The 22086-nt window shown below is 41.9% G+C and carries 26 protein-coding genes; 20 read left to right on the forward strand and 6 right to left on the reverse strand.

Features of this window, described 5'->3' with window-relative positions; genetic code table 11:
* Positions 1 to 163 precede the first annotated feature (163 nt).
* From infA to prfA, 11 genes are all read left to right on the forward strand, one after another.
* A complete protein-coding gene (gene infA, locus AACW45_RS14335) occupies positions 164 to 388 on the forward strand; it encodes a translation initiation factor IF-1 (protein WP_006276978.1) in 225 nt (74 codons plus the stop codon).
* Between the two features lie 115 nt (positions 389 to 503).
* Entirely contained in the window at positions 504 to 617 is a 114-nt protein-coding gene (rpmJ, locus tag AACW45_RS14340) for a 50S ribosomal protein L36 (RefSeq protein WP_015129703.1), read from the forward strand.
* A gap of 115 nt (positions 618 to 732) precedes the next feature.
* A complete protein-coding gene (gene rpsM / locus AACW45_RS14345; protein WP_096643314.1) occupies positions 733 to 1113 on the forward strand; it encodes a 30S ribosomal protein S13 in 381 nt (126 codons plus the stop codon).
* 58 nt (positions 1114 to 1171) lie between these two features.
* Complete coding sequence (gene rpsK / locus AACW45_RS14350; protein ID WP_096558115.1) at positions 1172 to 1567, forward strand: 30S ribosomal protein S11; 396 nt, start codon at positions 1172 to 1174, stop codon at positions 1565 to 1567.
* Positions 1568 to 1913: 346 nt separating this feature from the next.
* On the forward strand, positions 1914 to 2861 hold the full coding sequence (locus AACW45_RS14355) for a DNA-directed RNA polymerase subunit alpha (RefSeq protein WP_096643315.1): 948 nt from the start codon (positions 1914 to 1916) through the stop codon (positions 2859 to 2861).
* 42 nt (positions 2862 to 2903) lie between these two features.
* A complete protein-coding gene (gene rplQ, locus AACW45_RS14360) occupies positions 2904 to 3254 on the forward strand; it encodes a 50S ribosomal protein L17 (protein WP_190633247.1) in 351 nt (116 codons plus the stop codon).
* A 71-nt stretch (positions 3255 to 3325) separates the two neighbouring features.
* Positions 3326 to 4189 (forward strand): tRNA pseudouridine(38-40) synthase TruA, encoded by an 864-nt coding sequence (gene truA / locus AACW45_RS14365; protein ID WP_190633248.1) that lies wholly within the window; start codon positions 3326 to 3328, stop codon positions 4187 to 4189.
* A gap of 59 nt (positions 4190 to 4248) precedes the next feature.
* A complete protein-coding gene (gene rplM / locus AACW45_RS14370) occupies positions 4249 to 4704 on the forward strand; it encodes a 50S ribosomal protein L13 (protein ID WP_096647671.1) in 456 nt (151 codons plus the stop codon).
* Positions 4704 to 5123 (forward strand): 30S ribosomal protein S9, encoded by a 420-nt coding sequence (gene rpsI, locus AACW45_RS14375; RefSeq protein WP_190539943.1) that lies wholly within the window; start codon positions 4704 to 4706, stop codon positions 5121 to 5123. The genes rplM and rpsI overlap by 1 nt, the downstream gene beginning before the upstream one ends.
* A 212-nt stretch (positions 5124 to 5335) precedes the next feature.
* Entirely contained in the window at positions 5336 to 5575 is a 240-nt protein-coding gene (gene rpmE / locus AACW45_RS14380; RefSeq protein ID WP_190633249.1) for a 50S ribosomal protein L31, read from the forward strand.
* Between the two features lie 101 nt (positions 5576 to 5676).
* A complete protein-coding gene (gene prfA, locus AACW45_RS14385; RefSeq protein WP_190633250.1) occupies positions 5677 to 6777 on the forward strand; it encodes a peptide chain release factor 1 in 1101 nt (366 codons plus the stop codon).
* On the opposite strand, the gene AACW45_RS14390 is transcribed toward prfA, so the two are convergent.
* On the reverse strand, positions 6751 to 7233 hold the full coding sequence (locus tag AACW45_RS14390; protein WP_190633251.1) for a hypothetical protein: 483 nt from the start codon (positions 7231 to 7233) through the stop codon (positions 6751 to 6753). The genes prfA and AACW45_RS14390 overlap by 27 nt on opposite strands.
* 195 nt (positions 7234 to 7428) lie before the next feature.
* On the opposite strand from AACW45_RS14390, the gene AACW45_RS14395 reads away from it, so the two are divergent.
* From AACW45_RS14395 to AACW45_RS38415, 9 genes are all read left to right on the forward strand, one after another.
* Positions 7429 to 7791 (forward strand): helix-turn-helix domain-containing protein, encoded by a 363-nt coding sequence (locus tag AACW45_RS14395; protein ID WP_096643322.1) that lies wholly within the window; start codon positions 7429 to 7431, stop codon positions 7789 to 7791.
* 267 nt (positions 7792 to 8058) lie between these two features.
* Entirely contained in the window at positions 8059 to 8421 is a 363-nt protein-coding gene (locus AACW45_RS14400) for a helix-turn-helix domain-containing protein (RefSeq protein WP_190633252.1), read from the forward strand.
* A 258-nt stretch (positions 8422 to 8679) separates the two neighbouring features.
* Positions 8680 to 9165 (forward strand): hypothetical protein, encoded by a 486-nt coding sequence (locus AACW45_RS14405; protein ID WP_190633253.1) that lies wholly within the window; start codon positions 8680 to 8682, stop codon positions 9163 to 9165.
* 121 nt (positions 9166 to 9286) lie between these two features.
* Positions 9287 to 10126 (forward strand): Rpn family recombination-promoting nuclease/putative transposase, encoded by an 840-nt coding sequence (locus AACW45_RS14410; RefSeq protein WP_190633254.1) that lies wholly within the window; start codon positions 9287 to 9289, stop codon positions 10124 to 10126.
* A 215-nt stretch (positions 10127 to 10341) separates the two neighbouring features.
* Complete coding sequence (locus AACW45_RS14415; protein WP_190633255.1) at positions 10342 to 12036, forward strand: ABC-F family ATP-binding cassette domain-containing protein; 1695 nt, start codon at positions 10342 to 10344, stop codon at positions 12034 to 12036.
* A 394-nt stretch (positions 12037 to 12430) separates the two neighbouring features.
* Entirely contained in the window at positions 12431 to 14029 is a 1599-nt protein-coding gene (gpmI, locus tag AACW45_RS14420; protein ID WP_190633256.1) for a 2,3-bisphosphoglycerate-independent phosphoglycerate mutase, read from the forward strand.
* Between the two features lie 82 nt (positions 14030 to 14111).
* A complete protein-coding gene (gene secG / locus AACW45_RS14425; protein WP_086762869.1) occupies positions 14112 to 14345 on the forward strand; it encodes a preprotein translocase subunit SecG in 234 nt (77 codons plus the stop codon).
* A 17-nt stretch (positions 14346 to 14362) separates the two neighbouring features.
* On the forward strand, positions 14363 to 15112 hold the full coding sequence (locus tag AACW45_RS14430; RefSeq protein WP_190633257.1) for a peptidase: 750 nt from the start codon (positions 14363 to 14365) through the stop codon (positions 15110 to 15112).
* 54 nt (positions 15113 to 15166) lie between these two features.
* Positions 15167 to 16273: a hypothetical protein gene (locus tag AACW45_RS38415; RefSeq protein ID WP_190633258.1), complete on the forward strand. Its 1107-nt coding sequence runs from the start codon at positions 15167 to 15169 to the stop codon at positions 16271 to 16273.
* Positions 16274 to 16300: 27 nt separating this feature from the next.
* On the opposite strand, the gene AACW45_RS14440 is transcribed toward AACW45_RS38415, so the two are convergent.
* The 5 genes from AACW45_RS14440 to deoC all read right to left on the reverse strand — a co-directional run bounded on the left by AACW45_RS14440 (position 16301) and on the right by deoC (position 21852).
* Positions 16301 to 16702, reverse strand: coding sequence for a helix-turn-helix domain-containing protein (locus AACW45_RS14440; RefSeq protein ID WP_190633259.1), 402 nt, complete (start codon positions 16700 to 16702; stop codon positions 16301 to 16303).
* 299 nt (positions 16703 to 17001) lie between these two features.
* Positions 17002 to 18150 (reverse strand): glycosyltransferase family 4 protein, encoded by a 1149-nt coding sequence (locus AACW45_RS14445; protein WP_190633260.1) that lies wholly within the window; start codon positions 18148 to 18150, stop codon positions 17002 to 17004.
* Between the two features lie 431 nt (positions 18151 to 18581).
* The gene (locus tag AACW45_RS14450) at positions 18582 to 20192 is read right to left on the reverse strand and encodes an MFS transporter (RefSeq protein WP_190633285.1); all 1611 of its coding nucleotides are present in this window, start codon (positions 20190 to 20192) and stop codon (positions 18582 to 18584) included.
* On the reverse strand, positions 20179 to 21084 hold the full coding sequence (gene recO / locus AACW45_RS14455; RefSeq protein ID WP_190633261.1) for a DNA repair protein RecO: 906 nt from the start codon (positions 21082 to 21084) through the stop codon (positions 20179 to 20181). The genes AACW45_RS14450 and recO overlap by 14 nt, the downstream gene beginning before the upstream one ends.
* Before the next feature lie 87 nt (positions 21085 to 21171).
* The gene (deoC, locus tag AACW45_RS14460; RefSeq protein WP_190539971.1) at positions 21172 to 21852 is read right to left on the reverse strand and encodes a deoxyribose-phosphate aldolase; all 681 of its coding nucleotides are present in this window, start codon (positions 21850 to 21852) and stop codon (positions 21172 to 21174) included.
* Positions 21853 to 22086 lie beyond the last annotated feature (234 nt).

Below are 22086 nucleotides of genomic sequence, written 5' to 3' on the forward strand. Positions count from 1 at the left end.
TAAGTGCCCAGATAAAATTCTTGGCTGTCTGGCTGTGTAGGGCAGATAGCAACTTTAGCTAAGATATATTAAGAAACTGTTGATATATTTCGTAAAGTATGTTCTCTTGCAAATGAAGCTCAAGCAATAGAACAGGAGAATGTTGAGTTGAGGAAAAAACAAGTTGTCTAAACAAGATTTGATTGAAATGGAAGGGACGGTCACCGAGTCATTACCCAATGCGATGTTTCGCGTTGACTTGGATAATGGCTTTAATGTCCTGGCACACATTTCCGGCAAAATCCGCCGGAATTATATCAAAATTTTACCTGGCGATCGCGTCAAAGTGGAGTTAACTCCCTACGACCTGACTAAAGGTAGAATTACCTATCGACTGCGCAAGAAGTAAGGTTATGTAGAGAATATTACCATATAATCCCTTTGTTGGGTGTTCCCTAGTCATTTAACTGACTAATTTCTGTAAAAATGCTATAATTCACTATTTGGAGTTAATTACAAAAGGCATGAAAGTCCGAGCCTCAGTCAAAAAGATTTGCGAAAAGTGTAACGTGATCAAACGCCGTGGTCGCGTTATGGTGATTTGTGTTAACCCCAAGCATAAGCAACGTCAAGGCTAGTGTTCTGATTAATTATCAGAACTAAATGCGACACAAAAACGCCAGACAAAGCCCAAAATGCGCTTAACCGCATTTTTATCACAGCAATAGCCAGAACAAGAGGGAGAAATTCATTGTGGCACGTATTGCCGGAGTAGACCTGCCACGCGACAAGCGTGTCGAGATTGGTCTCACCTATATCTATGGAATTGGTTTATCTCGGTCGCAAGAAATTTTAGCGACTACAGGTGTTAACCCAGACACCCGCGTTAAAGAACTAAGTGATGCTGATATTGCTGCCCTAAGAGCCGAAATCGAAAGCAACTATCAAGTTGAAGGTGACTTGCGCCGATGGGAAGCGATGAACATCAAGCGCCTGATTGATATTGGTACTTACAGAGGTCGGCGTCATCGGATGGGCTTACCAGTAAGAGGACAAAGAACTCGCACCAATGCCAGAACCCGTCGCGGTAGAAGGCAGACAGTGGCAGGTAAGAAGAAAGCACCAGGCAAATAAATAATATGTTCATGCTTGCTCATCCGAGCAAGGTTTACCTTACATTCACTACACAAATATGGCGCGACAACCAACCAAAAAAACCGGAAGCAAGAAGCAAAAGCGCAACGTACCCAACGGTATGGCTTACATCCAGTCTACTTTCAACAATAGCATTGTCACCATTACCGATCAAAACGGCGATGTGATTTCTTGGGCAAGTGCTGGTTCTAGCGGTTTCAAAGGCGCAAAAAAAGGAACTCCCTTTGCTGCGCAAACTGCTGCTGAAAGTGCTGCGCGTCGAGCCATCGACCAAGGAATGCGGCAAATTGAGGTCATGGTAAGTGGCCCCGGCGCAGGTAGAGAAACTGCGATCCGCGCACTCCAAGGTGCAGGACTGGAAATTACCTTGATTCGGGATATCACTCCGATTCCTCATAACGGTTGCCGTCCGCCCAAGCGCCGCCGAGTTTAACACCAACCTTGAGGGCGGTGAAAGCAAGAAGTTCGAGCACGGAAAAGTCACCTGTAATGCCTGCTTGAACCAAAGAAAAGCAAACTGCTGTGGCCAAATTGTGGCTTTGGACTTCAGACGGCTTGGGTAACCTAAAAACGAGCAAATCCTCGCAACAGGAAGCTGAAAATTTTTCGGAATACCCAAAAATTAAATACTATCGCCCAAAAGCTGAATTAGGAGTGCAATTAGCGACATTTGCAGTTGGCAGATTGACATACCTAGAGTAAGCTTCAGGGCAAGAACTAAATTCGGGAGGCAAGCGATTTGCCTACTAGCAGCACCTTAAACAGAGGGAGGCAACTCCGTGGCGCAGTTTCAAATTGAATGTGTAGAGTCTACAACTGAGGAAAGTCGAAGCCATTACAGTAAATTTGTCTTGGAACCTCTAGAACGCGGTCAAGGAACGACAGTAGGTAACGCCTTAAGGCGGGTTTTACTGTCTAATCTAGAGGGGACAGCAGTTACAGCAGTAAGGATTGCAGGTGTTTCACACGAGTTCGCCACAGTTCCAGGCGTGCGGGAAGATGTGCTGGAAATCCTCATGAAAATGAAGGAAGTCATTCTCAAAAGTTATTCCTCTCAACCGCAAATAGGGCGGTTACTCGTTAATGGCCCTGCAACCGTTACGGCGGCACATTTTGATTTGCCAAGTGAAGTAGAAATCATCGATCCCACCCAATATGTAGCCACCTTAGCTGAAGGCGGCAAACTAGAAATGGAATTTCGGATCGAGAGAGGTAAAGGTTATCGCACCGTAGAACGAGGAAGAGAAGAAGCCACATCTTTGGACTTCTTGCAAATCGACTCGGTGTTTATGCCAGTGCGAAAAGTTAACTATAGTGTCGAAGATGCCCGTGGGGACGGCTCGATCGCCAAAGACCGATTGCTATTAGAAGTTTGGACTAATGGTAGTATCTCTCCCCAAGAAGCACTATCATCGGCTGCGGGCATTCTGGTAGATTTATTCAACCCACTAAAAGATATATCACTAGAACCCACCGATACAGGTTCTGATATTCCCGACGATCCTACCGCCCAAATTCCCATCGAAGAATTACAGCTTTCTGTCAGGGCATACAACTGTCTCAAGCGCGCACAAGTTAACTCTGTAGCCGACTTGCTGGACTATACCCAAGAAGACCTGTTAGAAATTAAAAACTTTGGTCAGAAGTCAGCCGAAGAAGTAGTTGAAGCTTTACAGCGACGCTTAGGCATTACCCTACCCCAAGAAAGAAGCTCTAAACACAGCTAAAATCAAAACCGTTAGTACGTTAGTAATTGATATTGCATTATTATGCGTCACCGTTGTCGGGTCAAGAAACTTGGTAAACCAGCAGATCAGCGTCGTGCTTTGTTACGGGCGCTGACTACTGAACTAGTCCGTCATGGACGAATTACCACTACTTTAATCAGAGCTAAAGTTCTGCGTGCTGAAGTAGATAAAATGATTACCTTAGCTAAAGATGGCTCCTTAGCAGCACGTCGGCAAGCTTTGGGCTATATCTACGATAAATCACTAGTTCATGCTCTCTTTGAGCAAGCTTCCACTCGCTATGCAAATCGTCAAGGCGGTTACACCCGCATCCTGCATACAGTACCTCGTCGGGGCGATAATGCTGAGATGGCGATTATTGAACTAGTTTAAATCATTGGTCATTAGTCATTGGTCATTTGCAACTGACAGCTGACAACTGACAACTGACAAAACAAATCTGTATGATAGAAAGCCACCAGCCAAGAGAAACTCATCGAGTAGCCCTGGTAATCCAATACTTGGGCACTCATTTTCATGGCTGGCAACGGCAAAAGCAACAGCGTACAGTTCAAGAAGAGATAGAAACAGCGATCGCGAAAATTCTTGGGTATCATGTAACACTACATGGTGCAGGCAGAACCGATGCGGGAGTTCACGCCGCCGCCCAAGTTGCCCATTTTGAAGCTACGGGTTTAATTCCACCTCACAAGTGGGCAGCCGTTCTTAATAGCTATTTGCCCAATGATATATTAATCAGGGCTTCAGCAGGTGTCGGTCACCGTTGGCACGCTCGTTTTAGTGCAGCCTATCGACGGTATCGCTACACGATATACACTGAAGATCAGCCGAACTTGTTTGTGCGACCCTTCAGTTGGCATTATTATTATGCACCCCTAGATGAAACCTTAATCAAAGCTGCCCTGAAACCCCTGCTGGGAAAGCATCATCTAGCTGCTTTTCATCGTGCAGGCTCAAAGCGATCGCATTCTTGGGTAGAAGTACAAGCAGCAGAATGTCATCGTAACGGGCCATTAATTCATATTGAAATCCAGGCAGATGGATTTTTGTATGGCATGGTTCGGCTATTAGTAGGGATGCTGGTACAAGTAGGTACTGGACAGCGCACCCTAGCTAACTTTACTGAATTGTGGAAAGCTGAACGACGAGAAGAAGTGAAATATGCCGCACCTCCCCAAGGTTTATGCTTGTTGCGAGTCGGCTATCCAGATTTCCCTTTTTCACATGATGTTTGGTATGACAATCTGCCAAAATTCGTTTTTAGTCAAGAGTCAATGGTCAAAAGTCAACAGTCAATAGTCCAATGACAACTGACAACTGAACAACTGACAACTGACAACCAAAAATGACAAGGGACAAATTACAAATGACTAAAACATACCTTCCTTCTCAAGATTCTCTTGAGCGTGAGTGGTACGTAGTAGATGCTACAGACCAACGCCTCGGCCGCCTCGCTAGTGAAATCGCTATGGTTTTGAGAGGCAAAAAGAAAGCTGAATATACTCCCCACCTAGATACAGGTGATTTTGTCATCGTGATCAATGCCGATAAGGTAGCAGTTACAGGTAAAAAACGTACCCAAAAACTCTACCGTCGTCATTCTGGTCGTCCTGGCGGGATGAAGACTGAAACCTTCGCCAAGCTGCAACAGCGTTTGCCAGAAAGAATTGTCGAACATGCTGTAAAAGGGATGTTACCTAAAAACAGCTTGGGTAAGCAGTTGTTCACCAAGCTGAAAGTTTATGCTGGCCCCACTCACCCCCATGCAGCACAACAACCCAAAGAACTCAAAGTTAATACAATTCCTGGAGCAGAAAGTTAATGGTAGCAGTAGCAGAAACTACTAGCGGTCGTGCCGTATACTGGGGTACTGGCCGTCGTAAGTCAGCAGTAGCAAGAGTTCGCCTCGTTCCCGGTAGCGGTCAACTGATTGTTAACGGTAAAGATGGTAACTTGTACTTCCAGTTCAACGCCAACTACTTAGGTGTCATCAAAGGCCCTCTAGAAACCTTGGGACTAGAGAGTGAATATGACATTTTGGTGAAAGCTGAAGGCGGTGGTTTGACCGGACAAGCTGATTCTATTCGTTTGGGTGTAGCTCGTGCTTTATGCCAACTAGATCCAGACAACCGTTCGCCTTTAAAAACAGAAGGTTACCTAACTCGCGATCCTAGAGCTAAAGAGCGGAAGAAATACGGTTTACACAAAGCTCGCAAAGCACCTCAGTACTCAAAACGGTAGGGCATGGGGCATGGGGCATTGGGCATTGGGCATTGGGTATCCCTACCCTGCGGGTTCTGCTACCCTGCGGGAACGACTTCGTCGAACGCAGTACGGCTCCGCTCAGGGCGAGTGGGCATTGATGATTTTGCCTTGTCCTGTTAGTCTCTCTTCCCTACGCTCTGCAAGCAACTGAAAGTTATAATTTATATAGATTGACCACAAAAGGAAAAATGGCTAAACCTGATATTCATCCCAAGTGGTATCCAGATGCGAAAGTTTACTGCAACGGTCAAGTAGTTATGACTGTTGGCTCTACTAAGCCAGAACTGCACGTAGATGTTTGGTCTGGAAACCATCCTTTTTACACCGGCACTCAGAAGATTATTGATACTGAGGGTCGAGTAGAGCGCTTCCTTCGCAAGTACGGTATGAGCAGCACTCAAAGCGCTGGCGACTCAAACAAAAAGTAGCGGGTTGGCTCTGCGGTTAACGACGACCCTGCAATCAGCTGGGTCGATTGTCATTTAATGCTTGAGCCAATTTGTTATTTTAAGGAGCGATCGCACTCATCATGGCTGAATCATACCTGCTGGACAAACTAAAATCTGTTGAACAAACTTTTAATGAATTAACTCGTCGTCTTGGTGATCCCGATACAGCGAGAAATCCTGACGAGTTTCAACAAATTGCTAAATCTCGTTCTTCTTTGGAAGAGGTAGTTAATACCTATGACACTTGGAAAATAGCTCAAGAAGATTTGATCGGAGCGCGTCAGGTTTACAAAGAATCGGCGAGCGATCCGGAGTTGCAAGAAATGGCAGCCCTGGAAGTAGACGAACTAGAACAAAAAATAGAATATTTAGAGAACCGCTTAAAAATATTATTGCTACCCCGCGATCCCAACGATGATAAAAACATCATGTTGGAAATTCGCGCTGGTACTGGTGGCGATGAAGCGAGTATTTGGGCTGGCGATTTACTGCGGATGTACTCTCGCTACGCTGACAGCCAAGGTTGGAGAGTGAAACTAGTGAGCGAGTCACTAGGGGAAATGGGCGGTTTTAAAGAAGTAATCCTGGAAATTCAGGGTGAGAGTGTTTACAGTAAGCTGAAGTTTGAAGCCGGAGTCCATCGGGTGCAGCGCGTACCAGCAACGGAAGCTGGCGGAAGAGTTCACACTTCTACAGCCACAGTCGCTATCATGCCAGAAGTGGATGATGTGGAAATCCACATTGACCCTAAGGATATTGAAATGACTACGGCTCGTTCTGGTGGTGCTGGTGGACAAAACGTCAACAAGGTGGAAACTGCTGTTGACTTGATGCACAAACCTACCGGGATTCGGATTTTCTGTACAGAAGAACGCAGCCAGTTGCAAAACAAAGAACGGGCGATGCAAATTTTGCGGGCGAAACTGTATGAAATGAAGTTACGGGAACAACAAGAAGCTGTAACTTCCATGCGGCGATCGCAAGTTGGTACAGGATCGCGATCGGAAAAAATTCGCACCTACAATTATAAAGATAACCGCGTTACCGATCACCGTCTGGGACAAAACTATTCTCTTAACCCTGTATTGGAAGGCGATTTAGAATCAGTTATACAATCTTGTATCTCTCAAGACCAGCAGGAACGTTTGGCAGAGTTAGCGGCTTCTGGTGCTACAAGCTAATTGTTCGTTCAATAATTTATCTTCAACCGCTTGTTGTGATGTTACTTTTAACACCGATAAGCGGTTTTCTAATGCAGTAGAAATTGCCTCTACCATTTCCTGAAAATATTGATAGTAAAGAAATTCATGCTTGAGAATATGATTTAATATTTTCCAATCACTCAGTGTTTGGCAAGTATCAATTAATTTTTCTACTTCCTGTTGCCAACGCTGAAAAATTCGGTAACTGAAAAAGCTGCTGCAAATATTACCTTTTTCATCCCAATAGGAAATACAAACTTGATGCTTCAGGCAATGGATTTTCTTGATTTGCTTCACTTTGTAGCCTTTAGCGTTTAAAGCTGCTTTCGCCTCAGGATGAGAAATAAACCATTGTTCTGGTTTAATTTTATTAGCCCTAATCAGGCTGTGACCTTTACGGCGATAGGAGTTAATTTTGCGCGGACTACACAACATAATGCACCTTTTAAGCAAGTAACAGTCATGGCACAAATTTACTACTGGCGTTATCTCAATATTTAAAGGAAAATTGTTATATTAAAACTTAAACTTTAATATACTATTGACAACTATCAATGTCAATCGAAAATTAAAATTGTAAAGATTGCTGATTAAACTTGTAAATAACGCAGTTGAATAGCTAAACAAGCAGTGAACATTGAAAGCAGAGAAAAACTGATTGAAATTATCAAATTAGCTCGTGGTTCCATGAGTCAGCGAGCATTTGGCAAGCTTTTGGGAGTTTCGGCTACTGCTGTTCAATTGTGGGAAAAGGGTGTAAACGTTCCTGATACCGAGTATTTAGCCAAAATAGCAGCTAGAGCAGGCTATACATTAGAAGAATTACTCGGTTGCTTAGATGGCAAACCAATACCAGAAACTTCAGATTTAAGTTTGATTTTGAGACAAATCAAGCACATGCCTCTTAACCAAGTGGCGCAAATTGTTCAGGCGGCGGCTGATAGACTGGCTGCTGTAGCCCAAGCGTCTGAAGATGAAGCCAAAGCTAGTTGAACCAATCCATAACATGATTTTGCGCGGCTTACGCAACATGATGCACCTTTTTCCCCTAATTTGACAGCTTGCAGTCTGTAACGAATTTCCGCGATAAAATGGATGAGTATCGTTAATTTAGACAAATTTATATTTAAACTTGTAATTGTCAAGCCTAGATTTAATTTACCATTGGCAAGTAAACTTGTAAATGCCTAAATGCCTAAATTAAATATTTATTTATCGCTGAGAATAAACTAGTCAATTCAGGGGAAAAATACTACAGCAGTGGATTTAGAAGCTAGAAAGAAACTGATTGAAGTCGTGAAAATGGCTCGTGGCTCGATGAGTCAAAGAGCTTTTGGTAAACTTCTGGGCGTTTCGGCTACTGCGGTGCAATTGTGGGAAAAAGGCGAGTCGATTCCAGATACACAAAATTTAGCCAACATTGCAGCGAGAGCAGGCTATACGATGGAGGAATTGCTTAACTACCTTGGTGTTAAGCCAGTGTCAGAATCCTCCGATGTAAATCAGATTGTCAAGTACATTAAATCTATGCCGTTAAGCGAAGTCGCCATTATTGGCAGAGTAGTAATGGATAGATTAGCAGCAGCTGCGGAAGCTGTGGTAGATGAAGTTAAAGCTAGTTAAATAATTAGTTGAATGTTTTTGAGCGATCGCGCTTCTGTTTACAAGTTTACTTGTAAATTTATTGACATAACTATACGCAAATATTAATTTTTGTTACAATTAAATAATAATAAATACAAATTTTATCAAAGTCTTGCTTTTTATTTGTTGTGCATAAGATAGCACTGGTAAAGAGAAAAGTAAGCCAGGATTGGGTGTGGAAACCTCTGGAATTAACTGAGATAATGTGAAAAAATTTTATTTTTTTGAGGTGTATTTATGTCACTACCTAATGAACCTTCAGCTTGGCAAGTAGAATCAAGCGATGCTTTTGTACCAGTTTATTATAAAGGTGATCTAGCTGGGTTTTTTAAAAAAGAATATGCTCATGACATTATTAAGTTTTTAAATGAGGACGAAGTTTTAAAAAAAGCACTGAAATTGGCTTGTATTGATTTAGTGAAAGAAACTAATGGTGATAGCAAAGAAGTAAGCAATTTGATCAAAAAATATATCAAAATGAGTAAGCGTCCCAAGTACGGAACGAGAGCGATCGCGCTTTTATTAACTGAAAGACAAAAGGCGCTTGATTTGAGTAGTCAGGAGTTTGCTAAATTCTGCGATACATTTAAACTTTCACCAGATGCACTCAATAATATTTATGCTGGTGAAGCTATTGAAGATAATTTATTAGCACCACTTTCCAGGATACTAGGTATTACAAAAGAACAGTTACTAGAAGTGCGGGATGGTTCAAAAGAATAAAGGACTTAGAACTAAGAAAATATACTATCACTGTTTAGGCAGAGGGGCAGGGGGCAGGGAGCAGGGGAAAAATAAAAATATTTTCTCTCAGAACTTCTATATATCATAGTGGTAGAATCTTGTGAAAACTGACATTATATTTTATCGGCTATTTCAAGAAATACCGAGTATTTTCTTTGAACTGATTAGCAATCATCCTGAGGAAGCCAACAATTATCAGTTTGCATCAGTTGAAATTAAACAAACTTCATTTCGGATTGATGGTGTATTTTTACCTGTAGAAACCATTGATAAACCGATTTACTTCGTTGAAGTGCAATTTCAACAAGATGACGAAATTTACTCAAGACTGATAGCAGAAATATGTTTATACCTGCGTCAGAACAAACCCCAAAATGATTGGAATGCTGTAGTTTTATATCCGAACAGGAATGTGGATACAGGAGATATAAAACACTATCGGGAGTTTTTTGATAGTCAAAGGGTGAGAAGAATTTATCTCGATGAATTAGGTGATAATGCAACATTACCAATTGGCATAGCTACTGTTAAATTAGTCATTGAAGACAAAGATATAGCTATTAACCAAGCAAGGGAGTTGATCGCCAGAACTAAACAAGAGACCAACTCTCAATTACAGCAACAATTATTACAATTAATAGAGACTATTTTGGTTTATAAATTCCCCAATATGAGTCGGGAGGAAATTGAAGCAATGTTTAGCTTGAGCGAGTTAAAACAAACTAGATTTTATCAAGAAGCTTTTCAGGAAGGGAAAGAAGAAGGTGTAGAACAAGGTATAGCGCAAGGTGAGCGTAGAGGTAAGTTAAAAGCAGTAATACCAATGTTGTCTGCTGGGTTGACTGTAGAGCAAATAGCTCAAGCTTTGGAATTGAGTGTAGAGGAAGTCAGCCAGATAGTACAGCAACAGGCTTCTGATTCCACAAGCAGCGAAGCATAGCAGCAGAATTTGAATAATGGGGTAGGCGAATGCCGAAATGGGGGCTGTAATTTAGGTATATATAACTTAATTAGATGTGAGCGTGACAATCTCAGACTCTTTTTTTATCATTGCGGAAAATTTCCCTGACGAAATATTAATTAAATTTTGTTAAGATTGACACGGCAATAACTCTTCATCCCCCAACTACCCATCCCCTACCTGAGAGAAACTTGATGCTGCGACTAGAACATATTAGTAAAATTTACCCTACAGGTGAAGTTCTTAAGGACATCAACTGGGAAGTCAAACCAGGCGATCGCATCGGCTTAGTCGGTGTCAACGGTGCAGGTAAATCTACCCAGCTAAAAATTATATCTGGGGAAATGGAACCCACATCAGGCGAAATTATTCGTCCTGCGAGTTTACATATAGCTTACCTGAACCAAGAATTTGAAGTTGACCCCAGTCGGACTGTCAGAGAAGAATTTTGGACTGTATTTAAAGAAGCGAATCAAGTACAGCTTTCCATCGCTGAGGTGACAAGAGAGATGGAAACTGCAACTCCAGAGGAACTGGATAAACTAATCCACAAATTAGACAAATTACAGCGTCAATTTGAAGCCTTAGACGGCTACGGTTTAGAATCACGCATCGGGAAAATCTTACCAGAAATGGGATTTGAACAAGAAGATGGCGATCGCCTCGTTAGCGCCTTCTCTGGTGGTTGGCAGATGCGGATGAGTTTGGGTAAAATTCTGTTGCAGAAACCCGATTTATTGCTACTGGACGAACCGACTAACCATTTAGACTTAGAAACTATTGAATGGTTAGAAAATTACCTCAGAAGTCTGACAACTCCAATGGTAATAGTTTCCCATGACCGAGAGTTTCTTGACCGTCTCTGTAATCAAATTGTGGAAACTGAACGCGGTGTTTCTACTAGTTACCTGGGTAATTATTCTGCATACTTGCTACAAAAAGCGGAAAATGAATCAGCACAATTAAGTGCTTACGAACGCCAGCAGAAAGAAATCGAAAAACAACAAACATTTGTTGATAGATTCCGCGCTAGTGCTACCCGCAGTACCCAAGCCAAAAGCCGCGAAAAACAACTAGAAAAAATTGAACGCATTGAAGCACCAACCGCAGGGGTAAGAACTCTGCATTTCCGCTTCCCCGATGCACCTCGTAGCGGTAGAGAAGTGGTGAATATTAAAGAGTTGACTCATATCTATGATGATAAAATCTTGTTTTTGGGCGCGAATCTCTTTATTGAAAGAGGCGATCGCATTGCTTTCTTAGGCCCCAACGGTGCAGGTAAATCTACCCTATTACGGGTAATTATGGGTATGGAGCCACCCACAGAAGGTACTGTAAAATTAGGCGATCACAATGTAATTCCGGGTTACTTTGAGCAAAATCAAGCAGAAGCTTTGGATTTACAAAAGACAGTCATGGAAACAATTCACGATGAAGTTCCTGACTGGAAAAATGAAGAAGTTCGCACACTGTTAGGACGTTTCTTATTTACTGGCGACACAGTATTTAAACAAGTTGGCGCATTAAGTGGTGGCGAAAAAGCACGTTTAGCTTTAGCAAAAATGCTCTTACGTCCAGCGAACTTACTCATATTAGATGAGCCGACAAACCATTTAGATATTCCAGCAAAAGAAATGTTGGAAGAAGCACTGCAAAATTATGAGGGTACAGCGATAGTTGTCTCTCACGACCGTTATTTTATCTCCCAAGTAGCCAATAAAATTGTGGAAATTCGCGATGGTGAATTCCGCGTCTACTTAGGCGATTATCATTACTATCTGGATAAAATTGCTGAAGAAAAAGAACAAGCCAAGTTAGAGGCGATCGCAGCTGAAAAGGCTGCTAAGAAAGCCGCTAAAGGCGCTAAAGCCTCAGCAAAACGTAAATAAGCAGGTCGTAGCAGTCAAATTTAAATCGGGTGCGTGATGCTAAAATCCCTTGGTTGACAAGGATTAATACCCAAGTTTAAGCATTACGCACTACTACGATTTAAAGATTTATTAACCAGGAATTAACACACACTTGCAGAAATACCACTCAAGCTGCAACATCTGTGGTAAAACCCAAGTTAGAGATTAACTACTGACGGTACACAAAAGCTTTTTTGGGATAATTAGCCCCACACAATTATCACAAATAATACGCAAAAGTTACTAAAGTTAAAAAAAATCTAAAAAATACTGAAACTTTTCATAAAAGAAGTTAATAAGCAGAAATCCTCTTGCAGTGGTGATTAGCAGTGGTATCATTCGGGTATTACAAAAAGTAAAGGGCAATTTTACTATGACCAAAGCACCTGTTGCTCCTGTGGTGCTAGTCATTTTAGACGGATGGGGCTACTGCGAGGAGAAGCGTGGAAACGCGATTGTTAATGCGAAAACTCCAGTCATGGATAGCTTATGGGCAGCTTATCCACATACCCTCATCCGCACCTCAGGAAAAGCCGTAGGGTTGCCAGATGGACAAATGGGCAACTCGGAAGTTGGTCATTTGAACATTGGCGCTGGACGGGTAGTACCGCAAGAATTGGTACGCATCTCCGATGCGGTGGAAGACGGTTCTATCAAGCTCAACCCAGCACTTGTCAAAATTTGCCAGGAAGTGCGCGATCGCAATGGCAAGCTGCATATAGTCGGTCTGTGTTCGGAGGGTGGCGTACATTCCCATCTCACCCACGTAGCAGGTCTACTAGAGTTAGCTAAGGATCGGCAAGTTTCCCAAGTTTGTATCCACGCCATTACCGATGGTCGTGACACCACACCGACCGAAGGTATCAAAGCAATTGGGCAATTGCAAGAATATATAGACCGCATAGGTATTGGGCAAATAGTCACCCTGAGCGGTCGCTACTACGCGATGGATCGCGATCATCGTTGGGATCGGGTTAAACGTGCCTATGACGTAATGACCCAAGATGAAGTGACTGACAATCGCCAAGCTGTAGAAATCTTAAAAGCATCCTACGCCGCCGGAGTCACAGACGAGTTCATCAACCCCACACGCATTGCTTCTGGCGCAATTGCAGCCGGCGATGGAGTCATTTTCTTCAACTTCCGCCCCGATCGCGCTAGACAACTCACTCAAGCTTTTGTTAGCCCAGAATTTACAGGCTTTGAAAGACAGCTGATTCAACCCCTAGCCTTTGCTACTTTTACTCAGTACGATCCAGATTTAAAAGTAGCGATCGCCTTTGAGCCGCAAAATCTCACCAATATTTTGGGAGAAGTCATCGCTAATCAGGGTTTAAAGCAGTTCCGCACCGCAGAAACCGAAAAATACGCCCACGTTACCTACTTTTTCAATGGCGGTCTAGAAGAACCTTTTGCAGGCGAAGATCGGGAACTCGTAAGCAGTCCAATGGTAGCAACTTACGACAAAGCCCCAGCCATGTCAGCAGAAGCAGTCACAGATGTAGCGATCGCCGCGATTGAAAAATGTATCTACTCGTTAGTTGTGATTAACTATGCCAACCCAGATATGGTCGGGCACACGGGTCAGATAGAAGCTACGATAGAAGCAATTGAAAAAGTTGATCGCTGTTTGGGTCGCCTACTTGCTAGCATTACTAAAATCGGGGGAACCACAATTATTACTGCCGATCACGGTAATGCTGAGTACATGCTAGATGATGCGGGTAATCCTTGGACAGCCCACACCACCAACCCTGTACCTTTAATTCTGTTGGAAGGAGAAAAAGTCAAAATCCCTGGACATGGTACAAACGTCGAACTGCGAAGCGATGGCAAGCTAGCCGACATTGCACCAACTATTCTTGAGATTTTACAACTACCTCAACCATCAGAAATGACAGGGCGATCGCTAGTAGTCCCAGCCGGATATGATGTGCAACGCAGTCGTACTCCTGCCCAAGTAGGTTTGTAAACAAGATAACAGTTAACATTTAACTGTTAGCTTCACCCTGACACTTTTGTTTTGAAATTGACTATCTATTTAGATTGCTACCATGACAGTTTCTAATATTGTTCAAGGAATTTGGGCACTTTCCGCCGTTGGTTTAATCGTCTTAGTGTTGCTGCATAGTCCTAAAGGAGATGGTATTGGAGCCATTGGCGGACAAGCTCAACTATTTAGCAGCACCAAAAGTGCAGAAAACACCTTAAACCGAATTACTTGGGCATTAACAGTAATTTTTCTCGGTTTAACAGTAGTTTTAAGCGCCGGCTGGCTACCTAAGTAACCATAGGGAATAGGGATATGGGGCAAAAAATCCAATACCCAACACCCAACCCCCGGAAAAATTTATATCTACGACAGTTGCTAGCAGTTCTTACCTTAGCCATAGGTACAGGGCTGCTAGTTATTTTTACTCATCTTCCTGCTACCGCCTCATTTCCTTCACCAAAACCCCATCCTTTACCGCCAACCTTAGCCCAATGGCAAGATAATACCAACAGTGGCGATTATTTTGGAGAAATTACACCCACTCAAGTTGGTTATTTAGTTTGGTCGCAGTTTCCTATTAAAGTTTACATAGAAACGCCAACAACAATTAACAGCCAGCAAGCGCAAGCTTGGGTTAACAGCGTCTTACAAGCTGCGCAAGAGTGGAATGCTTATTTACCTTTATTAATAGTAGAAAAACCAGAAGTTGCAGATATTAAAATTTTGCGCAAAGCACCACCTCTGCAAATTTCCCCTACCGATAAAATTCCCCGTGCGCGTTCCGCTTTAACTACCTACGAGTTATATACTAACAACAAAGTTTTATTGCATCGCTTCACTATATTATTAAGCCCTAGCCAAACTGGTAATTATGTCCTAGCCGCAGCGCGTCACGAACTCGGCCATGCTTTGGGAATTTGGGGTCATAGTCCGCTACAAACCGATGCTTTATACTTTTCTCAAGTTCGCCAACCACCGCCGATTTCTGCTAGAGATGTGAATACCTTGAAGCGAGTTTATGAACAGCTAACGAGTTTGGGGTGGTCTTTAGTAGAGAATTAAGTCTTGCCTTTATTATGATAAGCTGCGATGTAAAGTTTTTATATTTGTCTTTGTATGGAATGGACAACACTGTTAATAGAGCAACAGAATGATTTTATTAAAAGGCTGAAATCTGGTCATATACTTCATTGTGAAATAGAAGGACAAAATAGTGAGTTAACAGTCATTTCAGGCGAGAGATTAAAAAAACTAAGGGACTTTTGCTGGGAGATGGTGAAAAAGTATAAGCCAAACGACCCAAAACAGTACTTTATTAATAACCTAAAAGGAAAGCTCGGTGAAGAAGTTGTAAAATCCCGTTTAACTAATTTCGTGACTGAAGTAGATTATGAAAAACGCATCGGCGGCGATGGAAAAATTGATTTTACATTGACTTCTCAGCCAAATATTGGCATCCAGGTAAAAGCACGTCAAGGCGATATTAATCAAGTCAAGTGGTTAATTAGCAAAGAAGAAGTTGATAAAAATGCTGTTTTAGTTTGTATCTTAATTCAAGAAGAAGTAAACGAATCACAGAATACATACAATCTGATTTTATCAGGATTTTTGCCAACAAATATGATTCAGTTCAGTGAAGGTAATAATATTGCCTCATATGGTATAAATGAATTGCTATACTGTGGTGGTTTATATAGTTACTTAAAAAGCTTAATACCTTCCCCAAGTGAAAATGTTCAAAGTGGCTCCTGTGAAAGCGAACTTACTAGATATAATTCAGCTTTGGAAACATTAATATCATCTATTATTAATCAACTTCTTCAACATGAAGACTTCATTGAAAAATCTCAAAATATTATAGTAGCTGAAATGATTGGACAGGAAGCAACAGCTTACGATAGACACGACGGTTTAATGGATGGCTATGTGACATACTACCAACCTGCTCAAGCATTTTTTAAAATTGAAGATGGTGATTTTTATACCTTGGAATGGACAATTGCTTTTAAAGTAACCGGAACGGCAGATATTGGCTACGTTACTAGCGATGGCGAAGATGGGTATAACTCCGTTTTAGCTTTCTGCGAAGGCAACGTTAATATTAAATTTACAGATGATTTTCGGGACTACTTTCTCTTAAACGACAGCATAGAAGAAATAATTGAAGATGTGTTTTCAAGTATCGAATTTCAAGCAGAAATTGATTTAATTTCTTTCGATTAAATTCGCACTTTTACAGTACTTTATAAATCAAATAAACAAACCACAGTCAACCCTAAAGAATTCGCCTAAAGCCTTAGCTTGAGCTTTACTGATTTCTTGCTCTCCATTAATCACTGCCGAAACAACAGCTTGAGAACCAATAATATCAACCAAATCTGATTCTTTTATATCCCTTTGTTCCATCAAAAAACGCAATATAGAATCAGGCTGAGAAGCTTTCCCTGGCGAATAGTATTCTTGATCAAACTTTTCAATTAAAATAATCAGCAAATCATAAAGCTTATCTTCTTCTGGGCTGAGGTTAGAGCGGTGCATTAATTCTTCTACAATAGCTAAAGCTTTTTCATTCTCTTCTTCATTCCTAATCAGTTTTGGCTGATACTGCACTAATAAATTTTTATATTTATCTGAATTAAAAGTAAGGGTCATTTTTACATTTAATTTGCTCAGGTTCTAGCGGTTCATTCACAGACAAGCACAGGCAATTAAATTCACGCAATGTAGTCAGATCCATAAGTCCAGCCTTATGCAACCCTTTAGCTGTTTTGTGAACAGCTTCAAGAATTAGTGATTTCTTCTTCGACATTGTAAATCACCTTTATCACTTCACCTTCGGGCTTGGTTGTTTCGATATCCTGTAGCGTTTAAGGAAAAATTACTGATTAGCTGCACTATTCTATCCTCTCAGATGCAGTGCAGCTAACCAAAATTTATATCAGCACCTTTACTTAAAATCTATGAGTTAGGGGTAAAGGTCGCTGTAGTAAAACTTCACGGTACAATTGTTCCAACTGAGTAATATTATCAGTGAGGGTATAGCGTTCCAATACACGCTTTCTGGCTTTCTGTCCCAACACAGTTGTTAACTCTGGATGATCTTGGAATAGTGGTAAGAGGGTTTTTAATTGCGATCGCACTGTCTTAGTATTTAAAACTACACCCGCGCCTTTTTCCAAAACTTCCCCATCAGCACCCACATCTGTGGCTAAACAAGCCAAACCACAAGCCATTGCTTCTAACAGCGATAAAGATAGCCCCTCTACCAGCGAAGGTAAAATAAATACATCCGCTCCCTGTAAAATCTCGATGCGGCGGTGTTCATCAGCAATAAATCCTAGCCAAATAATCCCTTCTTCTGCACCATAAAACGGCTGTAAAGAAGATTTCAAAGGGCCATCGCCAACAATTAGCAGCTTGCTATTTGCTTCCATTTCCGACTGCTTCCAAGCACGCAGCAGGGGTTCGACGTTTTTCTCTGGTGCTATCCTTCCTTGATAGACAAATAAGCGTTCGGCTTTAAATTCTGCTTTGACTTGAGAACTTCCAGGAGTATATTTAGTGGTATCAACTCCGTTGGGAATCACAGCAACTTTTTCTTCCCGCACGCCCATCCGCCCTAATAAATCTCGCTGAATTTGGGAAAATACAATCACGCGATCGTAGTTCACCAAAAAAGGTGCGTATAGCTGATAGGCCAAAAGTTGAGTTCCGGAGATCAGTTTTGCCCCTTTACCTGCAAATGGTGTGTGAAAAGTAGCGATGAGGGGCAAATTCAATTGCTCGCAAATTTCTGGAAGAATAAAGTCCAGGGGAGATAAAGTCAAAGAAGCGTGGACGATATCTGGTTTAATTTCCCGCAACGACTCAGTTAATACTTTGGTTGCTTTAAATGTGGGAATTGTGTAAACCTGCGACTTGTAAAGGAAGGGTAAGGAAACTTCTTGAAATTTGGGCCAGTTATCAGGTTCAGATTCTTCTTGGGCAAAGTGGAGAAAGCTAACCTCATGCCCTCGATCTAGCAAGGCATTTGTAATTTCTCGACTATAGGTTACATTGCCACAAAATGGTGATTTTTTTCCAATCCAGGCTATACGCATTCTTTATTTAGTTATAGGAAGAGCGGGTTTAGTATTTAGTTATTTTTCCTTTATGCTTTCGCTTTTATCTTGTTGTTATCACTGGCTGGTTAGCAGTCATCAAACCTCATAATTTTCTCCGGTTCAAATAGGCAAATTTTCAGCTTGATTCAACTTGTAAATTCGGAATGGAATAAAGATAACATTCAAACTCAACAAAGGTCTAAATCTTTAGCTTTGATGTTTGCACTTCCCAACAGCAACAATGTCTATTTATCGCTTTAGTTATGCTATGGAGAATTTGTTAATAGATATGAGTTAATGAAACCTTTTGAGCCAGGATTCACAATGCTCCCTAGTTATGCCTATGGTAATTTATGGCTGAGTTCAGTCTATCACGAAAACTTCAGCTTGCAGTAAATGATTAAGGTTGTCAAATTAATGATTAATAACTACCGATGAGCGTTATACCAGGTAAAGATACCTCCAAAAAAGACGATTACAGCTAATGCCAAAAACACAGCTTGTAAGCCGATAAAGGTTTCTGCAACCCCAGCTAATGCTAAAGGTAATGAAAGGGCAATATTAATGACATTATTTTGCAGACCAAAGACTTTACCCCGCATGTCTGGTGGGGTTTCGGTTTGGATTGTGGTTTGCATCGGAATGCCAACGAGTGAGCCAAAAACACCCAACATTGCTACTAACAAAAGTACGATCCAGAGGTTGGTTGTAAAGATGGATAAACCAATCAGCGCTGCTGCCATACCCAAACAACCACAAAGACTTAAGGCTGTATAAGAGAAGCGTTGACCAAACTGACCGAGTATTGTAGCTCCTCCAGCAATCCCGACGCCACCAGCTGCTAGTAAAAAGCCAAATTGTGAGGCTTTCATGTTAGGAATTATTTCTGCCATGCGCACAGCTAAAACAGTTAAGGCAGCAAAGATAGAAAATAATATGATTAATTGCACTAAAGCGCTACGTACACGATGATTGTCTTTGAGATAACGCAATCCATCGCGTAAGTCAGCAAAAACATGGGGAAATTCCGTGGCGGCGTCGTGGGGTTTTTCTTTAGTTACTAAGAAACTCAAAATTATGCCCGCGATCGCATAACTCCCACCGACTAAAATTTCCTTACCTAATCCACCATGTCCACCTATTTGTAACCACAGTTGATCCGCGATCGCTAATAGTGGTTCTCCAACAGCAAAACCCACAATCACCGAGGCCATCATGGTTGTGGTGTACAGGGAATTAGCCGAAAGTAAATGCTGTTCTTCCACTACTAAGGGAATGGCTGTTTGTTCGGCTGGGGCAAAAAACTGTGTCAGGGTGGAAACTAAAAAAGTCACGCCTAAAATGATCAAAAACCCGACTGGTAAAACTCCCACTGGCTTCCACTCATGGGTAAACCATAACAGCAAGGGAATCGCTAACACTAAAATTCCCCGCCAAATATTGGTGGCTACTAGCACCGTCTTTTTTGACCAACGATCTACAAATACACCAGCTAAGGAACCAAATAACACTGCAGGAATGGTAAACGCCATCATTAAAGCGGATACCCAACCACTAATGCTTTGATGACTCGCTTGAAACTGGGTATTAATCAAGGCAATCATCAGTACCAGATAAACTTTATCTGCTAGCTGGCAAAAAACTTGACCGCCCCAAAGTGCTAGGAAATTCGGGTTTTTTAATACAGGTAAAAACCCCTTTTGGGGAAGATTATCTGATGCTTCATCTTTACCTGAATCATTACCATTGACATCGGGCGGCTCTTGTGCGGGGGTGATGGGTGCTTGGCCATTCACCTCAGTTTTGGCTGATGTATCTTCTTCATTGATGACATCAGGTTTTGATTTTTCTGACAGCCAATTTTTATTGTTTTGGGAAATTTCCTGCGGGGAAAGATCCTGGTTGTGGATTTGACTCGGCCGAGGTTTGGGAACAGCACTCAAGTGGCTGGGTGCTGTAGAATCTGATGCTCTATTCTGTTTTTTGGCGTAACTCGGTGACAAAGGTAGGATTTTTGTATCCAAATCAGACGGTTGCATCATGGTTGGCAGCAAAGTAAGAATCGATTAAAGTGGCGGAGCGAATTTGACGACCTAAATGATACTGAGCATACTGGCGCAGGATTTGCTCAACAGATAACCAGCCGTCATCTTTAGCGGCATTTATATGCATTATCTCTGGTTGTGACAGCTGCTGGAGTAGATAAAGTTCTCTGGCATTTAAACGCTGAGAAATTACTGGTAGCTCTTGCTGATGTACAACTGTTTGGTAGGTAGAACTGGGGGAGGTGGGAGTTGTAGGAGGTTTCCCTGAAGCATTAATTTGTCTCTCCCGTTGTTTTTCTTTGCGCAATTCTTCCCAAGTCGCCAAACCAACTATTCCCCCAGCCGCAATACTAAATCCGACTTGCCAGTGGGGGTCTGTAAAATTTGGTACTAGCGGACGTTGCGTCAAAGCACAAACTTGCACCTGTGGTGTCAACCCTGCCAAAGCTAAAAGGTGAAATACTCCATGAGCTAGATGCGCTAAAACACCTGCTTCGTTTTTAGACAAAGTTTCCAAACGATTGAGATGTTCGTTGAGCAACTCATAAAGTTCTGCTTGGGGTTGTTCGCTCAAAGCTTGACAGAGGACAATTTCTGCTAGATATTGACTAGCAGCTAATTTACCTAAATCTTTTGTCAACCCTGGATAGGTTTTTACTGTTTGTGCTTGTGTAATTTTATCAAGCGATCGCCCTTTAGCAATCAGTAATTCATTGACGACAAACATCCCACTCCTACCACCCAGGCTAGAATTGTGCTTGCGTGCCCCAGGGGCAACAGCTCGGATTAAACCGAATTCAGGTGTCAAAATTGTTACTATTTTATCTGATTCGCCTAGCGCCTGGGTTTTTAGATTAATTCCCGTTACTTGATAAGTTCTAGTCATTAGTCATTAGCCATAGTCATTTAGTCATCAGCCATAGTCATTAGTCATTAGTTGAGTACAAAAGACTAACGACAAAACAACAAATGACTATTCGACCTTTTCCAGGTTATCGCGCTGGCGGATTAAATCAACACCACGAGATGTACCCAATCTAGTAGCACCTGCCAAGATTAATTCTATGGCTTGATTAACGGTGCGAATACCGCCTGAGGCCTTAATTCCTACCCTTTCGCGGGCAATCTCCTTCAACAGACGTACATCAGAAATAGTTGCACCCCCATTCCAGCCTGTACTGGTTTTTAAGAATGCAGCCCCAGCTTCCATAGCTATTTCTGCTGCTATTTTTTTCTCTGCATCTGTTAACAGATTGGTTTCTAAAATTACCTTCACTGTTTGCCCAGTTTCTTCACAAATCTCCGCAATTTCCCGGTGAACGGCTTCAGTTTTACCAGCTTTTAACCAACCCAAGTTGATGACTACATCAAGTTCAGTGGCTCCATTTTCCACTGCTTCTTGGGCTTCATAAAGCTTAACAACTGAAGTAGTTGCCCCAGTAGGAAAGCCGATGACTGTACAGACTTTGGGATTTTTACCATGAAGGAGTTCTGCAGCTTGCTTAACATAGGTAGGGTGCAAGCAAACCGCCGCAAAATGAAATCTATCTGCTTCTTCACACCATTGCTCAACCTGCTCTGGAGTAGCCGTTGGCGTTAACAGGGCATGATCGATAAATGGCGCAATATCAATGTCTGGATAGTCTGCTGCCATCGTGCCTTTTGCCAATTATTGATTATTAATCTTTATAAAAAATTCAAACATTTCTTATATATATATTAAACCACATTTATTACGAGTTTATCCTGAAAAACAGGCTACTGCATAGGTTTTAGATGAGGGCTTTACAGGTAGCCTGAAATTACCTACGTAGTTATAGCGTTTTAGCTAGGGGCTAGGGTCTAGGGGCTAGGGATTAGATAAGAGATTAATGGTTATAAGTCTTAG

The sequence above is a fragment of the Calothrix sp. FACHB-168 genome (genome assembly GCF_963889195.1).
GTDB lineage: Bacteria > Cyanobacteriota > Cyanobacteriia > Cyanobacteriales > Nostocaceae > Aulosira > Aulosira anomala_A.